The 18,232-nt window shown below is 62.7% G+C and carries 17 protein-coding genes and 1 tRNA gene; 9 read left to right on the top strand and 9 right to left on the bottom strand.

Translation table 11 applies throughout. The features are described from left to right. Positions 1–18: 18 nt before the first annotated feature. Positions 19–657: a ScbR family autoregulator-binding transcription factor gene (locus tag ABIB36_RS00070; RefSeq protein ID WP_084348086.1), complete on the bottom strand. Its 639-nt coding sequence runs from the start codon at positions 655–657 to the stop codon at positions 19–21. A 188-nt stretch (positions 658–845) separates the two neighbouring features. Then, positions 846–1,442 (bottom strand): TetR/AcrR family transcriptional regulator, encoded by a 597-nt coding sequence (locus ABIB36_RS00075; protein WP_179142360.1) that lies wholly within the window; start codon positions 1,440–1,442, stop codon positions 846–848. Between the two features lie 226 nt (positions 1,443–1,668). Between ABIB36_RS00075 and ABIB36_RS00080 the strand changes: the two genes are divergently transcribed. From ABIB36_RS00080 to ABIB36_RS00095, 4 genes are all read left to right on the top strand, one after another. Next, a tRNA-Gln gene (locus ABIB36_RS00080) sits at positions 1,669–1,739 on the top strand. 50 nt (positions 1,740–1,789) lie between these two features. Further along, on the top strand, positions 1,790–3,274 hold the full coding sequence (gene glmU / locus ABIB36_RS00085; protein ID WP_179142351.1) for a bifunctional UDP-N-acetylglucosamine diphosphorylase/glucosamine-1-phosphate N-acetyltransferase GlmU: 1,485 nt from the start codon (positions 1,790–1,792) through the stop codon (positions 3,272–3,274). Further along, a complete protein-coding gene (locus ABIB36_RS00090; RefSeq protein ID WP_084347897.1) occupies positions 3,271–4,254 on the top strand; it encodes a ribose-phosphate diphosphokinase in 984 nt (327 codons plus the stop codon). The genes glmU and ABIB36_RS00090 overlap by 4 nt, the downstream gene beginning before the upstream one ends. 160 nt (positions 4,255–4,414) lie before the next feature. Then, the gene (locus ABIB36_RS00095) at positions 4,415–5,041 is read left to right on the top strand and encodes a hypothetical protein (RefSeq protein ID WP_179142350.1); all 627 of its coding nucleotides are present in this window, start codon (positions 4,415–4,417) and stop codon (positions 5,039–5,041) included. Positions 5,042–5,137: 96 nt separating this feature from the next. On the opposite strand, the gene ABIB36_RS00100 is transcribed toward ABIB36_RS00095, so the two are convergent. The 5 genes from ABIB36_RS00100 to egtA form a co-directional block, all read right to left on the bottom strand. After that, entirely contained in the window at positions 5,138–5,773 is a 636-nt protein-coding gene (locus tag ABIB36_RS00100; protein WP_084347895.1) for an SOUL family heme-binding protein, read from the bottom strand. 93 nt (positions 5,774–5,866) lie between these two features. Beyond that, positions 5,867–6,841, bottom strand: coding sequence for an L-histidine N(alpha)-methyltransferase (egtD, locus tag ABIB36_RS00105; protein ID WP_354558837.1), 975 nt, complete (start codon positions 6,839–6,841; stop codon positions 5,867–5,869). Between the two features lie 12 nt (positions 6,842–6,853). Next, positions 6,854–7,588 carry an ergothioneine biosynthesis protein EgtC gene (gene egtC, locus ABIB36_RS00110; RefSeq protein WP_084347893.1) on the bottom strand — a complete coding sequence of 245 codons (735 nt, stop codon included), beginning with the start codon at positions 7,586–7,588 and terminating at the stop codon, positions 6,854–6,856. Next, entirely contained in the window at positions 7,589–8,923 is a 1,335-nt protein-coding gene (gene egtB / locus ABIB36_RS00115; RefSeq protein ID WP_354558838.1) for an ergothioneine biosynthesis protein EgtB, read from the bottom strand. Then, positions 8,890–10,152, bottom strand: coding sequence for an ergothioneine biosynthesis glutamate--cysteine ligase EgtA (egtA, locus tag ABIB36_RS00120; RefSeq protein ID WP_354558839.1), 1,263 nt, complete (start codon positions 10,150–10,152; stop codon positions 8,890–8,892). Before egtA ends, egtB begins: the two co-directional genes overlap by 34 nt. 180 nt (positions 10,153–10,332) lie before the next feature. Here egtA and ABIB36_RS00125 point away from each other — a divergent pair, with 180 nt between their 5' ends. The 3 genes from ABIB36_RS00125 (at position 10,333) to pth (ending at position 12,983) form a co-directional block, all read left to right on the top strand. Beyond that, entirely contained in the window at positions 10,333–11,502 is a 1,170-nt protein-coding gene (locus ABIB36_RS00125; protein ID WP_354559276.1) for an aminotransferase class V-fold PLP-dependent enzyme, read from the top strand. 184 nt (positions 11,503–11,686) lie between these two features. Further along, entirely contained in the window at positions 11,687–12,316 is a 630-nt protein-coding gene (locus tag ABIB36_RS00130) for a 50S ribosomal protein L25/general stress protein Ctc (protein ID WP_084347890.1), read from the top strand. 88 nt (positions 12,317–12,404) lie between these two features. Beyond that, positions 12,405–12,983 carry an aminoacyl-tRNA hydrolase gene (gene pth / locus ABIB36_RS00135; RefSeq protein ID WP_354558840.1) on the top strand — a complete coding sequence of 193 codons (579 nt, stop codon included), beginning with the start codon at positions 12,405–12,407 and terminating at the stop codon, positions 12,981–12,983. A gap of 78 nt (positions 12,984–13,061) precedes the next feature. Here the strand turns inward: pth and ABIB36_RS00140 are convergent, their stop codons facing one another. After that, a complete protein-coding gene (locus tag ABIB36_RS00140) occupies positions 13,062–14,696 on the bottom strand; it encodes a fatty acyl-AMP ligase (RefSeq protein ID WP_354558841.1) in 1,635 nt (544 codons plus the stop codon). Between the two features lie 144 nt (positions 14,697–14,840). On the opposite strand from ABIB36_RS00140, the gene ABIB36_RS00145 reads away from it, so the two are divergent. Together ABIB36_RS00145 and ABIB36_RS00150 are read left to right on the top strand one after the other, a co-directional pair. Next, the gene (locus tag ABIB36_RS00145) at positions 14,841–16,523 is read left to right on the top strand and encodes a peptide chain release factor 3 (protein ID WP_084348081.1); all 1,683 of its coding nucleotides are present in this window, start codon (positions 14,841–14,843) and stop codon (positions 16,521–16,523) included. Between the two features lie 158 nt (positions 16,524–16,681). Continuing rightward, positions 16,682–17,338: a hypothetical protein gene (locus ABIB36_RS00150; RefSeq protein ID WP_084348080.1), complete on the top strand. Its 657-nt coding sequence runs from the start codon at positions 16,682–16,684 to the stop codon at positions 17,336–17,338. 64 nt (positions 17,339–17,402) lie between these two features. Here the strand turns inward: ABIB36_RS00150 and ABIB36_RS00155 are convergent, their stop codons facing one another. Beyond that, the gene (locus tag ABIB36_RS00155) at positions 17,403–18,080 is read right to left on the bottom strand and encodes a DUF4166 domain-containing protein (protein ID WP_354558842.1); all 678 of its coding nucleotides are present in this window, start codon (positions 18,078–18,080) and stop codon (positions 17,403–17,405) included. Between the last annotated feature and the right edge of the window lie 152 nt (positions 18,081–18,232).

Consider the following 18,232-nt stretch of genomic DNA (forward strand, 5'->3'; position numbering starts at 1 on the left):
CCCACCGAGCCGTCGGAGCTAGTGCCGGATGACCCGTCGTGCTGCAAATTCGCGGAAGTAGTCGAGCTTGCCTGCCGTGACGAGCGAGGGAAGCAGGTAGTACCAGAGGCGCTCCATGCGTGAGGGCAACTCCTCGGTGGTCCCGGTAGCGACGGCCACCATGTGCACTCCGGTGAGGATCTCGAGAACGAGAGACCCGATGGTGTTCGGGTCCGCATCCGGATCGATATCACCCTGCTTGATCGCCTTGGCTGCAAGTGCATCGAACGCGACGCTCCACCCGGCCATGACATTGCCCTTGGTGCCGCTGTAGTCACCTATCTGGTGGCTCAGACGCATCATCGCCGAGACCATGGGGTCGGTGACCGACATGTCCACCACGATGTAGGAGATGCCGATGGCAGCTTCGAGGGCCGGGATGCGGCCGTCGTTGAACTGCAGGCACGCGGCGGTGAGCCTGGCGTTGCCCTCGTCGATCACAGCACGCGCGAGTTCTTCCTTCGACCCGAAGTGGAAGTAGAGAGCACCCTTGGTGACCTGTGATTGAGAGATGATTTCGCTGAGACTCGCGTTCGCGTAGCCGAGACGCAGAAACACGTTCGCTGCACCGGACAACACCGTATCGCGAGTAATCTCAGCGCGGGCCTGTCTGACCATTGGATCCGCCTTAGGAATACTGGGACTGCCATTGCGCAATGCTGCGAACGGTACCATCCAGTGGTTTTCTCGCCTCGGTCAACTTGCTAACGGTCCGAACCTGTAAATCCAGCACCTGTGACGTAACTCTCAGTGCTGCAAATTTGACCCTACCCGCTCTTTCGAGCGGTAGTGCGAAAATCGACCGCTCATTTGCCGCCCAATTGCGGCGCAGCCTCCAGATTGGTCAATCCGTTCCAACACAAGTTGACAACGTGGGCCGCAACAACTTCTTTCGAAGGTTCTCGAACGTCGAGCCACCACTGCGCCGTCATCGAGACCATTCCGACCAGCGCTTGGGCATACAAGGGAGCAAACCCGGCATCGAACCCGCGCCGCGCGAAGTCCCCGGCCAAAATGTGGCCCACCTGAGACACCGCATCGTTCAACAACGAGGAGTACTTGCCATCGGCCACCGCGGCGACCGGTGAGTCCCGAACCAAGATTCGGAAGCCGTCCGTGCGCTCCTCCACATAAGTAAGCAGGGCCAGAGCGACTCGCTCGACGCGGACTCGGGAGCGATTCTGTTCGAGCGAAGACGTGATCATCTGCAGCAGCGTCGACATCTCTCGATCCACGATCACCGCATACAGGCCCTCTTTCCCGCCGAAGTGCTCGTACACGACAGGCTTGGACACATGTGCCCGACCTGCGATTTCTTCAACCGATGTCGCCTCGTATCCGCGCTCGGCGAAAAGGGACCTCCCGATCTCGATCAACTGCTCACGTCGCTGCGTCCCCGTCATACGGACGCGCGGTACCCGCTCGGGTTCGGACAAAATGCCTCCCACCGAAATTCTTCGCTCGCTTGCTTGCAAGGAGCCTCGTTGGGCCAGCCTAGTGGTCAATTTTGGGCGCGGTTCGACTGGCAACTACCGTTCATGCGAGACTCGTTGCGCTCGGTGGGAGAACTGCGGCTGTAGACCTGATTCACAAAGGTCTTCGGTCTCAGGAGAAACCGCTGGTCCACGATCCGCCGTGGTGTAATGGCAGCACCTCTGATTTTGGTTCAGATAGTTCAGGTTCGAGTCCTGGCGGCGGAGCGAGAAGAATTTCTGTCGAGAAAGTAACCAGCAATTCGCAAGGAGCTCAGTTGCCGTTGCACACCGCCGTGGTCGTTCTCGCAGCGGGAGCAGGCACCCGGATGCGGTCCAAGACTCCCAAAGTCCTCCACCCCCTCGCCGGTCGCACGATGCTTGCCCACGCTCTGCATGCCGCTGCCGACCTAGGGCCCGACCACCTGGTCACCGTCGTCGGGCACGATCGTGAGCGAGTTACGGAATCGGTCGACGAGTTGAGTGTCGAGCTCGGACGCACCATCTCCACCGCCGTTCAGGACGAACAACTCGGTACCGGCCACGCAGTGCAGTGCGGCTTACGTTCACTACCGGACGACTTCGAGGGCACCGTCCTCGTCACAGCCGCCGACGTGCCCCTGCTCGACGGCCACACCCTCAAAGCGTTGCTCGACGAGCACCTGAGCGCACCCAAACCAGCCGCAGCGACGGTCCTCACATTCGTGCCCGCCGACGCCAACGGATACGGCCGAATCGTACGTACCGAAGACGGTGAAGTAGCCGAAATCGTCGAGCATGCCGACGCGAGCCCGGCACAGGTTCGAATCGACGAGGTCAATTCCGGGGTCTACGCGTTCGATGCCGTCGCACTGCGGACTGCACTGGGCAAACTGAGCACCCAGAATGCTCAGCACGAGCTGTACCTGACCGACGTGGTCAAGATCAGCAAGAACAGCGGCCTGGCGGTCTACGGCACTCAGCTCGCAGATCCGGACCTGGTTCTGGGTGTCAACGACCGAGTTCAGCTCGCCCGCGTCACCGCAATCTTCAATCGCCACATCATCGAACGACACATGCGCGCGGGCGTCACCGTCGTCGATCCCGCCACTACCTGGATCGACGTCGATGTCACTCTCGGCGCGGACGTCCGCCTCGAACCCGGCGTGCAGTTGTTGGGAAGCACTCACATCGGCGAGGACTCCGTCATCGGACCCGACTCCACACTTCGCGACGTCGTCGTCGGCGAGCGCGCGTCGGTGGTACGCACCCAAGCCGATCTCGCGACCATCGGCTCCGGTGCCACTGTTGGACCGTTCGCATACTTACGTCCAGGATCCGATATCGGTAACGGCGCCAAGGTGGGAACCTTCGTCGAAACCAAGAATTCGACGATCGGAAACCACTCGAAGGTTCCGCACCTGACGTACGTCGGCGACGCGACCATCGGTGAGTACTCCAACATCGGCGCATCGAGCGTTTTCGTGAACTACGACGGCGTCGACAAGAACCGCACCGTCGTCGGTTCGCACGTCCGGACGGGGTCGGACAACATGTTCGTCGCCCCGGTCCGAGTAGGCGACGGGGCCTACACCGGAGCTGGAACAGTGCTCCGACACGATGTACCCCCGGGGGCGCTCGCCGTCTCTGCGGGTTCCCAGCGCAACATCGAGGGCTGGGTCGAGAAAAAACGGCCAGGAACGGCAGCGGCGGAAGCTGCAGTTCGGGCTGTGGCTGCCAAGTCGACAAACGCGCACGAATCAAAGGATGGCGAACAGCAGTGACCACCCCCAATTGGATCGACAACCAGAAGAACCTCATGCTCTTCGCGGGTCGAGCACATCCAGAGCTGGCCGAGCAGGTGGCGAAGGAGCTGGGAATCGGCCTTACCCCGCAAACGGCACGTGACTTCGCCAACGGTGAGATCTTTGTTCGCTTCGAGGAATCGGTCCGCGGATCCGACGCCTTCGTTCTGCAGAGCCACCCGTTCCCGCTCAACACCTGGTTGATGGAACAGTTGATCATGATCGACGCGCTCAAGCGCGGATCAGCCAAACGCATCACCGCAATTCTGCCGTTCTACCCGTACGCCCGTCAGGACAAGAAGCACCGCGGACGCGAGCCCATCTCCGCGCGCCTGGTCGCCGATCTTCTCAAGACCGCCGGCGCCGATCGCATCATCACGGTCGACCTGCACACCGATCAGATTCAAGGCTTCTTCGACGGCCCCGTCGACCACATGCACGCGCACAGTCAGTTGGCCGAGCACATCCGCAGCAAGTACAGCCTCGAACACATCACCGTCGTCTCCCCTGACTCAGGACGCGTTCGCGTCGCCGAGAAGTGGGCCGACAGCTTCGGCGGCGGACCGCTGGCATTCATTCACAAGACGCGTGACCCGTTGGTGCCCAACCAGGTCAAGTCGAACCGCGTCGTCGGAGACGTCGAAGGACGCACCTGCATTCTGATCGATGACATGATCGACACCGGTGGAACGATCGCCGGAGCCGTGAAGGTGCTCAAGGAAGCCGGAGCCGGTGACGTCGTCATCGCAGCCACCCACGGCGTCCTCAGCAGCCCTGCCGCCGAACGTCTCGCAGAATGCGGGGCAAAGGAAGTTGTCGTCACCAACACCCTCCCGATCAGCGAAGACAAGCGCTTCGACACGCTCACCGTGCTGTCCATCGCTCCGCTGCTTGCTCGCACCATCCGCGAGGTCTTCGAAAACGGTTCGGTGACAAGCCTCTTCAACGGCGTCGCTTAGCACCCAGCACTATTTGGTTGGACGCAGGCTCAGTTCCTTTACACCCGCTCCGCCATCTCTCCCCCACTGCATGAACTTGGTCACTAACAGGTTCGAAAACCGCAGTTCGACAGGGAGGGGTGTGCGGGGCGGGTTTCGTTGTAACCTAAGATGACTCGTCGTGATCGACGCACAAACTATGGACAGCCCGACCGCAACTTCTACCGTCCGAATCGCCCGCTGGACTCCGGGCGCGTGCGTCTGGTGTGGGAGCACCGATTCGATCGAAATGTATCGAAACGAGCCACGCTGCGGCCAATGCCGCGAACACGAAGCCATCATCGACGAGGCCAAGCACTTCATCGGAATGTATGGTTTGCGTCCCCTCGGCGGGACCCTCGCGTCCGAAGACGAGGAAGAGCGCGAGTACCGCGTCACCGCACGCGACGCACGCGAGGTTCTCAATCGCATCCGACTCGAGAAGCTTCCCGATCCGGCCGCCGTGCGCAAAGCATTGCGTCCGAGGGCAGCTGCTGCAGTTGCCGCAGCACCGACGTCGGTATCTGCATCAGGGAAAGCAGCTCCCAAGAAATCCCAGGCAGGTGTGAGCAGTGTCGACCTGATCGAACTTCAGTCACGTGGACAAAAACTCCTCGAGCAGTTGGCGAGCATCGACGAGAAGATCGCCGCACTCGACGGTAGCTCCGGATTGCCGGCCCGTGCGCGGCTCAAGGACCTCAACAGTCAGCGCACGAGCGTGATGGGCACACTGGGCGCCCTCGAAAAGGCTCGTCGCCGTACCAGCTGACTCCACCTTTACTCGCCGGAAGTTCGGCGTGGGAAGATGCTCAGTCGGTGCTCAGGTCGGTCGACGACGTCCGATGCGTCAGGAACCTTCGGGGCGTCAGGAACCCTCGGGCACCGACACGACGATCTCGTTACGACGCCGGAATGCCAGCGTCCAGGGCGGATCGTAGAACCAAGTCATCGGCTCACTCGACGTCTCGATGTTGAGGGCACGCAACACTTCTGACAATTTTTCCATCTGCGGCAAAACGTTGCCCCGGGCGCGGCTACCACTGAAGCGCAGCACCGCAACTGTCTCCGCCGGGACCTCGACCAACTTCACGCGGTCGTCATCGGGCGTAGGCAACGTCTCCATCGACCATGAGGACGGCATGAAGAACCGGATTACCCAGCTGTCGCCGTCGGCGGTGCTCGACACCGGCGCCGTCATCGCGATCCGCTGGGAGTCGGCGGACGATTGACTGACAGGCGCTGTCATGGCGACCTCCTGTGAGCCCGTATTACCACCGAAGATGTATCCGGCTAGGCGCCGGAACCCGTCCCGGCGTGCTTGTTCTTCATCCGCGTCAACCGTCGTCTGTGCGGCAATTCGCGGTTCGTAGCGACGGATTTCCACTGCGTCGGTCAACCGCCGACTGGTATGGGCAGGTTCTTCCGTGCCGATGCGGACACCGACGACGCCCAAGGCGGACTTGGCTACCTGACCGATCGTGGACACAATCTTGTTCGACATCGTCTCGTCCGATCTTTATCGCGTGGTACCTACTCTCATTCCTACCAGCGCCGGCCACGGGCGGTCGGGACGAGAATGAGGGCGGGACAAGGATCAGCGGCCGCGACGAGCAAGGATCAGCGCGAATCGCTCCTGCGGGTCCGTCCAGAACTGGTCGACATCGAATCCTGCGTCGGCCAGCTCTGCCGTAATCCCCTCTTGACGAAATTTGGCCGAGATCTCGGTGCGCAACTCCTCACCCTTGGCAAATTCGATATCGAGAGCCAGGTCCGCGACGGCAATGTGCTGCGCCTCTTTTGCACGGAGTCGCATTTCGATCCACTCGTTGTCTGCATCCCACACGGCAACGTGTTCGAACTGGGAGCGATCGAAATTCGCCCCTAGCCGATCGTTGAGTACCGACAGCACGTTGACGTTGAACTCTGCCGTCACACCGGCTGCGTCGTCGTATGCCGGGATCAGAACGTCCGGATCGATGACAAGGCCCACTCCGAGGACGAGAAATTCGTCGGCTATCAGTGCACTGGCGATGTCGGACAGGAACCCCGCGCGCTCCTCGGGAGTCAAGTTGCCGAGCGTGCCCCCGAGGAAGGCGATAGTTCTCCGCCCGTCGGCGGGCAGATTCTGCAAGGTGTCCGTGAAGTCGCTGACGATCCCATGGACTTCGAGCGCAGGAAATTCGCGTGAAATCTGCTCGATAGCGCCGGACAACGCCGACGGCGAGACATCCTGCGGAACGTACTTTGCAAGCGAGCCGTGTTTGATTCCGGCCGCGATCAGCAATCTGGTTTTCTCCGAAGAACCGGAACCGAGTTCGACGAGGATCGCCGCGTCGGTGCGCTCGGCGATGTCGTGGGCATGAGCCTCGATGAGTGCCCGCTCGGTTCGAGTCGGGTAGTACTCCGGCAACTCGGTGATTCGCTCGAACAATTCACTGCCAGTGGCGTCGTAGAACCACTTGGGCGAGAGCCACTTCGGCGACGCAGTCAGACCCTGCCTCACATCCGATCGCAAATCCTCCAGCAACCGTTCCGGCGAGATGTGGACATCCAACGCATTGTCTGACACGAAAATGCTCCTTCAATCGAGGTCGGTGACGTCGAGGTAGCCGGGCCGGGCCACCACGAACTGGTGGTCCGCAATCGGTTCCCACGACGGATCGTCGTCCAGCGGTTCGGACGCGAGAGTGATCGCGTCTTCGCCTCGTAGCGCGGACAACGAGTGATAGACGGTCGTGGCATAGAGCGTCTGCCCGTCGGAGAGCAGAAGATTCAGCCGCGAACTCGGCGATACGGATTCGACGCGGTTCACCAGGATGCGCAACGCCTTGTCCGGTTCGTGTTCACGAAGAAGGTTCGCCAGGATGACCCATAACGCTGCCGAATCCGTCGGTGCCGGTAGGCGCAGAAGGTCCGCCAACGGGATTTGCTCGGCGAGGTCCGTCATCACCTCCGGCCAACCGAAGACGACACCGTTGTGGCTGAAAGCCCAGGTGCCGTCCGTGAACGGGGCACACGCACTGCGCTCCACCGGCATTCCGACGGTGGCTGAGCGCACCGCTGCAACGATCGCCGTCGACTGTGCGGCGACGAGGACCTCGTCGACGGCTGGGTCCGACCAGATCGGCATCTGATTTCGGTAGCTGCGCACGGTGCCCGCATCCCACCACGCGGCACCGAAGCCGTCGGCATTGATGGTGCCTCCGCCTCGCATGTCCTTGGGCGCCCACGACTGCACACGCAGGGAATTACTACCCGCCGTCACAGCGTCGGCGACGCTGCGCTGCGGGCCTAGGTAACCGAGATGACGGCACATTCAGCGTGACTCGACATCGCGTGCACACCGAAAGCCGGCGAAGATCTGCCTACGAATCGGGTGGTCCCAATTCCGGAACGTGCCCCGGCACGCGACCTCGTCGGTACCGAACGAACCTCCGCGCAGCACCTTGTAGTCACCGCGAAGAAACACCTCGGAATACTCGGCATACGGAAACGGCTCGAATCCCGGGTAGGGCTCCAGATCCGAAGAAGTCCACTCCCACATGTCACCGATGAGTTGCTGCACACCCTGCGGTGTCGCGCCCGCTGGATAAGCCCCGATGTCGGCCGGTTCCAGATGCCGCTGACCCAAATTCGCGTGGGCTTCCGTCGGCTCGGCATCTCCCCACGGATACTTGCGGACCGAGCCGGTCGACGAGTCGAAACGCGCCGCCTTCTCCCACTCCGCCTCGGTCGGTAGGCGCTTGCCTGCCCAGCGCGCGTAGGCCTCTGCCTCGAAGAAGCCGACGTGAACCACAGGCTGGCTCGGCCGAATCGGGGCCGTGACACCGAATCGGCGACGCCACCACGCACCACCTGCGTCACGCTCCCAGAACAACGGCGCTCGAAGTCCCTCGGTGATCCGGTGCGACCAACCGCGCTCGCTCCACAGATCTTCTCGGTCGTAACCACCGTCTTCGATGAAGTCCACATACCGACCGTTGGTGACCGGTGCGACGTCGAGCGCGAAGGTGGGAACGAACACCGAGTGCGCCGGCCGTTCGATGTCGAGTGCCCACGGATCGAAGGTGGTGCCCATCGAGAACGTGCCGCCCTCGATCACGACCTCGCCGGCCGGCTCGACGGTCGGGGCGGGAGGCGCGGGCGCCGAGAGGACCGCAGGTCCGAGCCGTAGCTGGTGCGTCGCAAGCATAGTCTCGTCGTGCTGCTGCTCGTGCTGCGCAACCATGCCGAACGCGAATGCGTCACGCTCGAGCCTGCGCCCATCGAGCGGGCTGGACGCGAGAATGTCCCACACCTTCTCCCGCACGGTGCCGACGTAGGCGCGTGCCTCATCCGGCGACAACAGAGGCAGCGACCGGCGGCTCGAACGCGAGTGCTTGAACGCGTCGTACAGCTCGTCGATGTCCTGGCGCACCGGATCACGACCGCCGACGTCGCGGACGAGCCACAACTCCTCCTGATTACCGATGTGCGCGAAGTCCCACACCAGCGGGCTCATCAGTGGCGAGTGCTGCGCGGTCAGCTCTTTCTCGTCGAGACTCTCCGTCAGCAGCGCACTACGTGCACGACTACGGGTGAGTACGACCTCGACTCGGTCACGAAGCTGCTCGACTGTCACAACACCGTCTCCTTGCGCGTGGAATGGCATGCGTTGATCGAACGGGCCACTGCGTCCCCTGGTTCGGGTGACTCGCCCCTGCGACATCGCTCCGAGGCCGCTGACAACGAGTCCGCGTGATCACCTCCCGCGCGTGCAGACAACCGCAGCAGCTCGACGGCGGTCTCGCGCAGGTCGGCATCCGCCAACCCGGACTGTGCGGCATCGATCCATCGGCCTGCAGTCCGGTGGGCTAGCGCGGTTGCCGCCTCGATGACGGCCGGGGTCGACAACAACGATTCGAACGCCGATGCCAGAACGACCCATTGCCCATCGGGTTGGGCGTCGAGGTACCGAATTTCGAGGTGTCCGCAGGCTCGAACGTGCGGGAACAGAGTGGTCAGGTGGTAGTCGAGGTCGGCGGTGGTCGGCCGTCGCCCGGCCAGTGCCTCGACATCCCCTGCAAGCCAATCCGCAAACGTCGATCCGAAGGGCGCCTCCCAGCTTTCCCCCTCACTGCGAATGCACAGCAACGGGACGTCGAGCGCCCATCTCGCATAGTCCGCAATGGGATCACCGGTGGCGGGAACTGCGGTGCGACTGTCGTCGAGTTCGAGCCAGGTGCGCATGCGTTGCGACGCCCAGGCCCCTTCCGGTGCGCCTCGCAGACGAGGCGAGGATGCGAACGCGGCAACGAATGCGGGACCGATGGCCTCCAACATCTCCCACCGTGCAGCAACCGCGGCACGATCGACCCCGGCGTCGACGCTGACCTGAGCTGCAGCGGTGTTGCACATCATCAGCTTTCCGAACGGGCCGATGGTGGTGAAACGATTCTCCATAGCGCAGTAGCGCGGTAAGACCAGCACTCTGTGCGCCTCACGCTCGGTGTCTGCGGGCACCGATGCCATATAGATCCCGCCTGCTTCCATGACGTCGGTGACCACACGGGAGTCCGAATCCAACGCGTGCTGCAGTTCGGTCACCGACGCATGCGGCGAGCTGGAGAGTTCGATCTGGCCGCCCGGTTCGATCGTGACGGCGCTTCCGCCCGGCAACGTCAGGGCGGGTGAATCAGGTGCGATGCTGCGCGGTGCGTAGTCCCCCAGCGCGTCGGCAAGATGTTCGAGTGACGGTCTGTCTCCGTCCTCGGCGAACGTCAACCATTCCAATTCGGCACCGATGAGCTGCGGCGGCCCGAGCTTGAAGCAGACCCGCGACACATAGGCCTCGGCCGCAGGCCGAGAACTCAACCCGAGCGACTTCTCGTTGGACGACAAAAGTGCCTCCTTGCATGACCCACACTCGCCTGTACGAATGTGGATCGAACTACCCAGGGGACCGAACTACCCAGGGCCGTGCTGCACGAAACGCGGATGCTGTGCAATCCTGCATCGACAATAACCAGAAGTGCATCACATCGCACCGACAACTTTCTCGTACAGGAGGGCTCATCCACGGTGTTCGACCTCGAAAGAACTCGCCGCGACACCCCTGCCGCCGAGACCGCAATCTTCCTCGACAGCGCCGGGTCCTCGCTGCCTCCGACGCCCGTCGTCGAGACTGCGGTTGCGCATTTGCGTCGAGAAGCCGTCGTCGGAGGCTACCGCGCTGCCATCGAGCGCAAGCACGATCTCACCGCCGTCAAGACCTCGATTGCGACGCTGATCGGCGCTGAGGCGTCGGATATTGCGTTGAGCGACAGCGCAACTCGCGCATGGAGCGACTTCTTCTATTCGATTCCGCTGACCGCGGGTGATCGAATTCTGATGTGCGAAGTGGAGTACGCGAGCAACGCGATCGCAGCCCTGCAACGCGCGGCGGCAACGGGCGGGCGGGTCGAGATCGTGCCGAGTGATCCGACAGGGCAGATAGATCTCCTCGCGCTGGAAGCAATGCTCGACGAACGCGTCCGAATTGTCTCGCTCGTGCACGCTCCGACCAACGGCGGTCTGATCAATCCGGTGCACGCAGTGGTCGATCTTGCGCACCGATTCGGCGCACTCGTGTTGCTCGACGCGTGCCAGTCGATCGGTCAGATTCGCGTGGATGTCGCCGAGCTCGGAGTCGACGCTCTGAGTGCAACCGGGCGAAAATGGCTGCGCGGGCCCCGTGGAACCGGATTCCTGTACGTGCGCCCAGAACTGTCCGCATCGCTGGAGCCGCCGGCCCTCGACCTACACAGCGCCCAGTGGATCGGTGAGTCCGAGTACCGACTCGCGCCCGACGTCACGCGATTCGAATTCTGGGAATGCGACGTCGCAGCTCGATTGGCGCTTGGTGCCGCTGTCGACTACCTACTCGATATCGGCATCGACAACGCAGAAGAAGCGATCTCCCAGCGTGCCGAATACCTGCGGACCGCGCTACGGGGTCTCGATGGTGTGTCGGTGCACGATCTGGGCGACCGCAAGAGCGGCATCGTGTCCTTCACGGTCGCGGAGCTCGCGCCGACCGCCGTCCGCGACGTCCTGGCAGCCAAGGGTGTGACGGTCACCGTGAGTCCACGCAGCTCGACGCTCCTCGACATGACGCATCGGAGACTCGACGCCGTCGTACGGGCGTCACCGCACTATTTCGTCACGTTCGCGCAGCTGGACGACATGGTCGAGGCACTCCGAACCCGGTGAGTTCCGGACGCACTCGAGGTGTCGGTAGCGCCGTCGTGTAAAGTCTTCCGGGTTGTCTCGGCGAGGGTAGAACCTACACAGGAACTACCGTGATCGACGCGGCTCGGCCCCTGGCCTTGCTCGTACGTGTCAGCCCCGACGAGTCTTTATCCGCCACAAGCGATACACCAGGAGCATTCACCACATGGCGCAAACTGTTAACAACCTCAAGGCAATCGTTCGCACCGAATTCGGCAAGGGTGCAGCCCGCCGCGCACGTCGCGACGGCCTCGTTCCTGCCGTTCTGTACGGACACGGAACCGACCCGCAGCACCTCGCACTCGATTCGCGTGCCTTCGCTTCCGTTCTCCGTAACCACGGCACCAACGCCGTCCTGACGCTCGACATCGACGGCGCAGAGCAGGTCGCACTCACCAAGTACATCGTCGTGCACCCGATCCGTCGCAGCATCGAGCACGCCGACCTCCTCGTCCTCAAGAAGGGCGAGCGCGTCGCCGTTGAGGTCAACGTCCTCATCGAGGGCGACGCCGCTGCTGGCACACTGGTCTACACCGACTCGACCGTCATCGAAATCGACGCCGACGCATTGTCGATCCCCGAGTCGATCACCGTCTCGGTCGAGGGCCTCGAAGCCGGATCGCAGATCCTCGCAGGCGCCGTCGCGCTGCCTGAGAACGTCACCTTGGTGTCCGACGCCGAACTGCTGCTCGTCAATGTCGTCGAGGCGCCGTCCGAGTCGGACCTCGAAGGCGATGCCACCGAAGAGGCCACTCCGGAAGCAGCCGAGGACAGCTCGGAAGAGTCCGAGAGCTGATCTCGGCCCTTCAACTACCGACGCGCCGTTCCCCTGCACTGGGGAGCGGCGCGTTGTTGTTTGTCACCTGAATGGAAGCATGGTCGCTGTGAATGTAGAGCCAGCCCTGATCGTCGGACTCGGGAACCCCGGACCTCAGTACGAGGCGACGCGGCACAACGTAGGTTTCATGGTCGCCGACGTGTTGGCCGCTCGAATCGGTGCAAAGTTCTCTTCTCACAAGAAGTCCAATTCCGAAGTGATTCAGGCGCGCCTGAGCGATCGCCCGGTGGTGGTGGCCAAGCCGCGCACGTTCATGAACCTGTCGGGCCAACCGGTGGCCGCACTTGCGCGTTTCTTTTCCGTCGACCCGAGCAACATCGTGATCGTGCACGACGAACTGGACATCGAGTTCGGAGCGATTCGCCTCAAGCTCGGCGGCGGCGAGGGCGGACACAACGGCCTGCGCTCGATTTCACAGCAGCTGGGCACCAAGGACTATCTGCGCACACGGGTCGGGGTCGGCCGACCGCCGGGTCGGATGGATGCTGCCGCGTACGTCCTGAAGCCATTCTCCGCGGCCGAACGCAAAGATCTCGGCGTGATCTGTGAGGAAGCTGCCGATGCGGCGGAACTGCTTCTACGCGTCGGGCTCGAAGCTGCGCAGAACCAGGTTCATCCGCGCTGAAGCCAACACCATTTTTGACAACCTTCGCGCCCTGTTCACGTCCGAGCCCCTGTGCGCGCTTTACAAAAAGGGTGCACGCTACCCCAGCAACGCAGCCGAATTGGCCCGACGCAGCTTGCCCGAGGACGTCTTCGGAATCGAACCCGGTCCGAGGACAGCGACGGTGCGGGGCCGCACGCCTACCTCCGAGTGCACGGCGTGGACCACTTCACGCTCGATCCGCTTGACCTCCTCCGGATCACGAAAATCGTTGGTTTCCACGGCAACTGCAAAACTTTCACGCTTGTCACCGGCGTCGAGACGGATTGCGACGGCGTTGCCCGGGCGCACTCCGCGCACGGACCCTGCGGCCCGCTCGATGTCGGTGGGATAGATGTTGCGGCCGCCCATGATGATGACGTCCTTGATACGCCCGCACACCACGACCAGACCGTCCTCGGTGAAGTATCCGACGTCGCCGGTATCGAGCCAACCGTCCTCGTCCTGGGTTGCTACCGGACCGTCGACGGTGATGTATCCGGGGGTAACCGCTTTGCCGCGTACTTCGATGATGCCGACACCGCGCGGTGTCAATACCTGTCCTTCCTTGTCCACCACGCGTCCTTCGAGGTTCGGCACCATCTTGCCGAGCGTCGCCAGGGCCCGCACGTTGCCCTTGGTGGCCGGCACCGCCCGACCCATCGCCTCGAGTAGGTCTGCGTCGACGACGTCGAGCACCTGTCCTTGATACGGGTCCGGAATGGACACGGCCAGAGTCGTTTCCGCCATACCGTAGACAGGGGCAAGGGCCAGCGGATCGAGTTGGTACGGCCGCCCGGCCTCGGCGAGCGCCGTCATCGTGTCCGGATCCACCGGCTCGGCGCCGTTCCAGGCGTAACGCAGTGAGCTCAGATCCAAATCGAAATTTTCGTCGGCTTGTCGCAGCCGTCGAGCGAGCAGTGAGTAGGCGAAATTCGGTGCCGCCGTTACAGTTCCGCGATACTTGTCGATCAGCTTGGCCCACAGCAGTGGTGACCGCAGGAAGTCCAGTGGGGTGATACTGACGACCTCGGCCCCGACCTGCATGGGCACGGTGAGGAACCCGACCATACCCATGTCGTGGAACAATGGCAGCCAACTGACCATGACGTCGCGGTCGACGTCGAACTCGATCCGATCGATCATGGCGTACGCGTTGACGAAAAAGTTCTCATGGGTGATCCGCACCGCTTTGGGTGACCCGGTGGACCCCGACGTCAACTGTTGGAGCGCGATGTCGGACTCCGAGGTGTCGATCGGATCGACAGGAAAGCCGCGACGCATGTCTTCGATCTTCAACACGGTGATGCCGCGTTCCTCGAGAATCGGGGCGGCGACGTCGAACGGGGCGCCGAGAACGACGGCCTTGGAGTCGATCATCTTCACCACGGATTCGGTGTCCTGCCCCCACACGGCAAGGTCGGTCCGCGGCGTCGGCTGATGCAGCATCGTGACCGAGCTGCCCCGCATCCACGTGGCCTGACAGGCGGGTGCGATGTCCACCGGCTGCCCGGCGAGGACACCGATCGCGTCTCCGTGCCCGATCCCCGCCTCGGCCAGAGCGCCCGCCATCGCGCGCGCGTCCTGGTGGATCTCACCCCAGGACTGACGGAGTGGCTGGTCAGGCTCGCCGGTCACGAGTCCGCGACGACTGGATTGTGCCGTGGCGAACATTTCTTCGGTGAACTTACTCAATGCCATCTCCTCGTCGAGCGAGCGTGGTCGCGGCAGGTGGTGTTCAGGTTATTCAATCCTCGCGCGGAGGTGAACCGTTACCGCCTTTTCGTCCGAGTACCCTGGTACGAGCCCGATGCCGTACAACGTGAGATTGAGGTTCGTTTGAGTACGCCGCCCGATTCGGTAGACGCTCCGGTCGACAAGAGCAGTACCGCCACCGAGTCGACGGCGCAGCCGAAGAACCCGCACAAGGAACTCGTCCACGAGGTCCATCGCAGGCGCACGTTCGCCGTCATCTCCCACCCCGACGCCGGCAAGTCCACGCTGACCGAAGCCCTCGCACTGCACGCCCGAGTGATCTCGGAAGCGGGCGCCACCCACGGTAAGGCCGGTCGACGCGCCACGGTCTCGGACTGGATGGAAATGGAGAAGGCACGCGGCATCTCGGTGAGTTCGACCGCGCTGCAGTTCAATTACCAGCTCGACCGGAGCGTCGACGAGATCAACGTCATCAACCTCGTGGACACCCCCGGCCACGCCGACTTCTCCGAGGACACCTACCGGGTTCTGACCGCTGTCGATGCGGCAGTGATGCTCATCGATGCAGCCAAAGGCCTGGAACCACAGACGCTCAAGCTCTTTCAGGTATGCCGCCAGTTCGGCATTCCGGTCATCACCGTCATCAACAAGTGGGACCGGCCGGGTCAGTCACCACTGGAACTCCTCGACGAGATCGAACAGCGCATCGGACTGACTCCGACACCGCTGTACTGGCCTGTCGGCATCGCAGGAGACTTCCGTGGTCTGCTCGACGTCAGGGCAGGCAATTACATCCGATTCACTCGCACCGCTGGTGGCGCCACTATCGCCCCCGAGGAATTGATGGATGCCGACGCTGCCGCTGCGCGCGAGGGCATCGAGTGGGACACGGCAGTCGAAGAGAGCGAACTCCTGGTTGCAAGCGGCCAGGGCCACGATCAGGAAATGTTCCTCGCCGGCCAGACGTCGCCCGTCATTTTCGGTTCGGCGATGCTCAACTTCGGGGTTCGCCAGATCTTGGACACTCTGGTGGCGCTTGCGCCGCAGCCAGGGCCGAGGGAAGACATCAAGGGTATCGCGAGGCAAGTGACCGATCCGTTCAGCGCTGTGGTGTTCAAGGTGCAGGCTGGAATGGATACTGCGCACCGGGACCGGTTGGCGTTCATGCGCGTCGTGTCTGGCGTGTTCGAGCGCGGCATGGTCGTGACGCACGCGCAGACCGGTAAGCCGTTCACCACCAAGTACGCCTTGACCGTGTTCGGTCGGGAGCGGACCACCGTCGAGCACGCGTATCCCGGTGACGTCGTGGGACTCGTCAACGCCACCGCTCTCGCACCTGGGCACACCTTGTACACGGAGAAGAAGGTCGAGTACCCGCCGATTCCTTCGTTCGCGCCCGAGCACTTCGCACTGTTGCGCGTGGACAGCGCCGACAAGTACAAGAAGTTTCGTCGCGGCGTGGAGCAGTTGGACTCCGAGGGCGTTGTTCAGGTGTTGCGCAACGATATTCGCGGTGACGCTTCGCCGGTTCTCGCAGCTGTCGGTCCCATGCAGTTCGAGGTGGTCATGGCCCGAATGAAAGCTGAGTTCGGTGTCGATGCCCGTCTGGAATCGCTGGGCTATTCGCTCGCTCGTCGGACCGACACCGAGTCTGCGGTCGAGTTGGGTCGCCAGCGCGGCGTGGAGGTTTTCACGCGGACGGACGGCGTGCTGCTCGCTCTCGTCAGCGACAAGTGGCGTCTGCAGTACCTCCAGAAGGAGATGCCCGAACTGACACTGGAGCCCCTCGTCGCTGCGGGTGAGTGACCCGCAACGGGAAAATACTCGCAATCGGACCCGCTAAACAGTCATAGTGCTACGCTTCCGAAGTCCGAACGGGCTTCGGGTACGTTTCATACTCGAGTGCAGCACATTGCACACCGAGACGTGGCATGACACAGGTTCTTCACGACGCGAGGTCTTCTATGACGCAGGGTTCCAGCTATCCGCAGGCGGGAATCAAGATCGGCCAAACACCGGCCCACCGGTTGAGTACGCCGACCCCGAAACTGGCCGCGGACATTTTGCCGCCTTGGGCAGACTCGCCTGCATCGACCAATCCGAAGACCGCCACACCTCCGGCGAAGGATCCCGCCGAGATGGCACCTACGACGCCCGCAAAGCCTGCGATCACGCAGGAAGTGGAGCAATCGGTCATGAAGCAGGAACCCCCAAGTGCCGGCCCCGAGCAGCCGTCCAAAGATTCGAACGAGGTTGAAGTGACTACTAGCGATCAGATCTCCGAGCACGGCCTGCCGACCAACGGCCGATCGAGCACCTACGCAACGAACGGCGCCGGCAGCGGCCCGTCGTCGAGCCCGGCACGCGGCGCAGCACCCGACCGCCGGACCGCGATGGGTGTTGCCTCGGTACGCATAGCGGGCCGACTCACTCAGAACGAGCTGGGCAGCCGCACCGGTGACATCCGTACGCCAGACACCTCGGTCGGCCCCGACGAGCTACTTCAGCTCCTCGGTGAGTACCTCACCTCCGGTGGACTGCAGAACCCTGAGATCCATGTCAGGTCCAACGGACAGACCATCGTGCTCGATCTGCTCAACCCGGCCAAGGGCTACCGCTGATCTCTCACCACATGTGACGGAACACCTCTGGCTCGACTATGTCCAGCATCAGAGGGTTCCAGCGCTATTCGTGCTCTTCCAGCCGCGACGGCCGTGCATCTTCGGGAATGTCAGCGGCAGCGCACGGACGTTCCTCGGCTGTGAACCATCCTCGGTAATGGAACAGCCGACCCAATATCGGGCTGGTGACGTCGATCTGAATGCGATGCCGCTGCTCGCCCTCGTCCCACCATTCGCGTCCGGTTGTCAGGGCAGATGCGAACGCGGGGACATGTAGCCCACGTATCCGCGGTGCGCCGCTCTCGAGCAGGATTCCACCATCGGCGTCCGCGCTACATCGAGTGTGTACCAGCATGTCCGAGCTATATCCCAGGTAGTCCAGCGCAACATCGTGCCCCTGGGACACAGCCGGTGTGACCATCACCGAGTTCATGCCCTGTGGCTTTCCGACGAAGGAAAAACGGCGCACGAACGACATCGTCTCCCGTCCGAGATCGTCGGTGTACGCGTAGTTGGCGACGGTGAAGGGAATATCGGTTCCTCGACCCCCGGGGAACAAACCCCGCCGGGCCCCGAGCGCCAGAACGGGCCTCGGCACCAACGCCGAATGGGTCATCTCTTCCATGACGCCGACGCCGATCTGGCAAAACCCGTCCGCCGCGGCCAGTCCGAAGCGCCATTGGACCTTGGGATGTAGATCCTCGAACGAATCACCCATGGCCGTGCGCACTACGGACGTCACTGAGCGGACCTCATCTCGGCGCTCGGCTGGAAGCTCGGTATGAAAAGTATGGACACGATGTACTCGTGGGTCCTCTCGTATCCGGTGTGCGCGGTCCGCCGAACCGTCCTGCTATCGAAAGTACCTACTGCCGTCGAACACCGCCATCATGT

It is taken from the genome of Rhodococcus sp. UYP9, from assembly GCF_040547235.1.
Classification (GTDB): Bacteria; Actinomycetota; Actinomycetes; order Mycobacteriales; family Mycobacteriaceae; genus Rhodococcoides.

Excerpts from the sequence above, each read along its gene's own strand:
- ABIB36_RS00130 (WP_084347890.1), top strand. The coding sequence starts at position 11,687 with ATGGCGCAAACTGTTAACAACCTCAAGGCAATCGTTCGCACCGAATTC.
- ABIB36_RS00075 (WP_179142360.1), bottom strand. The coding sequence starts at position 1,442 with ATGACGGGGACGCAGCGACGTGAGCAGTTGATCGAGATCGGGAGGTCC.
- egtC (WP_084347893.1), bottom strand. The coding sequence starts at position 7,588 with ATGTGCCGTCATCTCGGTTACCTAGGCCCGCAGCGCAGCGTCGCCGAC.
- ABIB36_RS00150 (WP_084348080.1), top strand. The coding sequence starts at position 16,682 with ATGACGCAGGGTTCCAGCTATCCGCAGGCGGGAATCAAGATCGGCCAA.
- egtB (WP_354558838.1), bottom strand. The coding sequence starts at position 8,923 with ATGCCATTCCACGCGCAAGGAGACGGTGTTGTGACAGTCGAGCAGCTT.
- ABIB36_RS00070 (WP_084348086.1), bottom strand. The coding sequence starts at position 657 with ATGGTCAGACAGGCCCGCGCTGAGATTACTCGCGATACGGTGTTGTCC.
- ABIB36_RS00100 (WP_084347895.1), bottom strand. The coding sequence starts at position 5,773 with ATGTCGAACAAGATTGTGTCCACGATCGGTCAGGTAGCCAAGTCCGCC.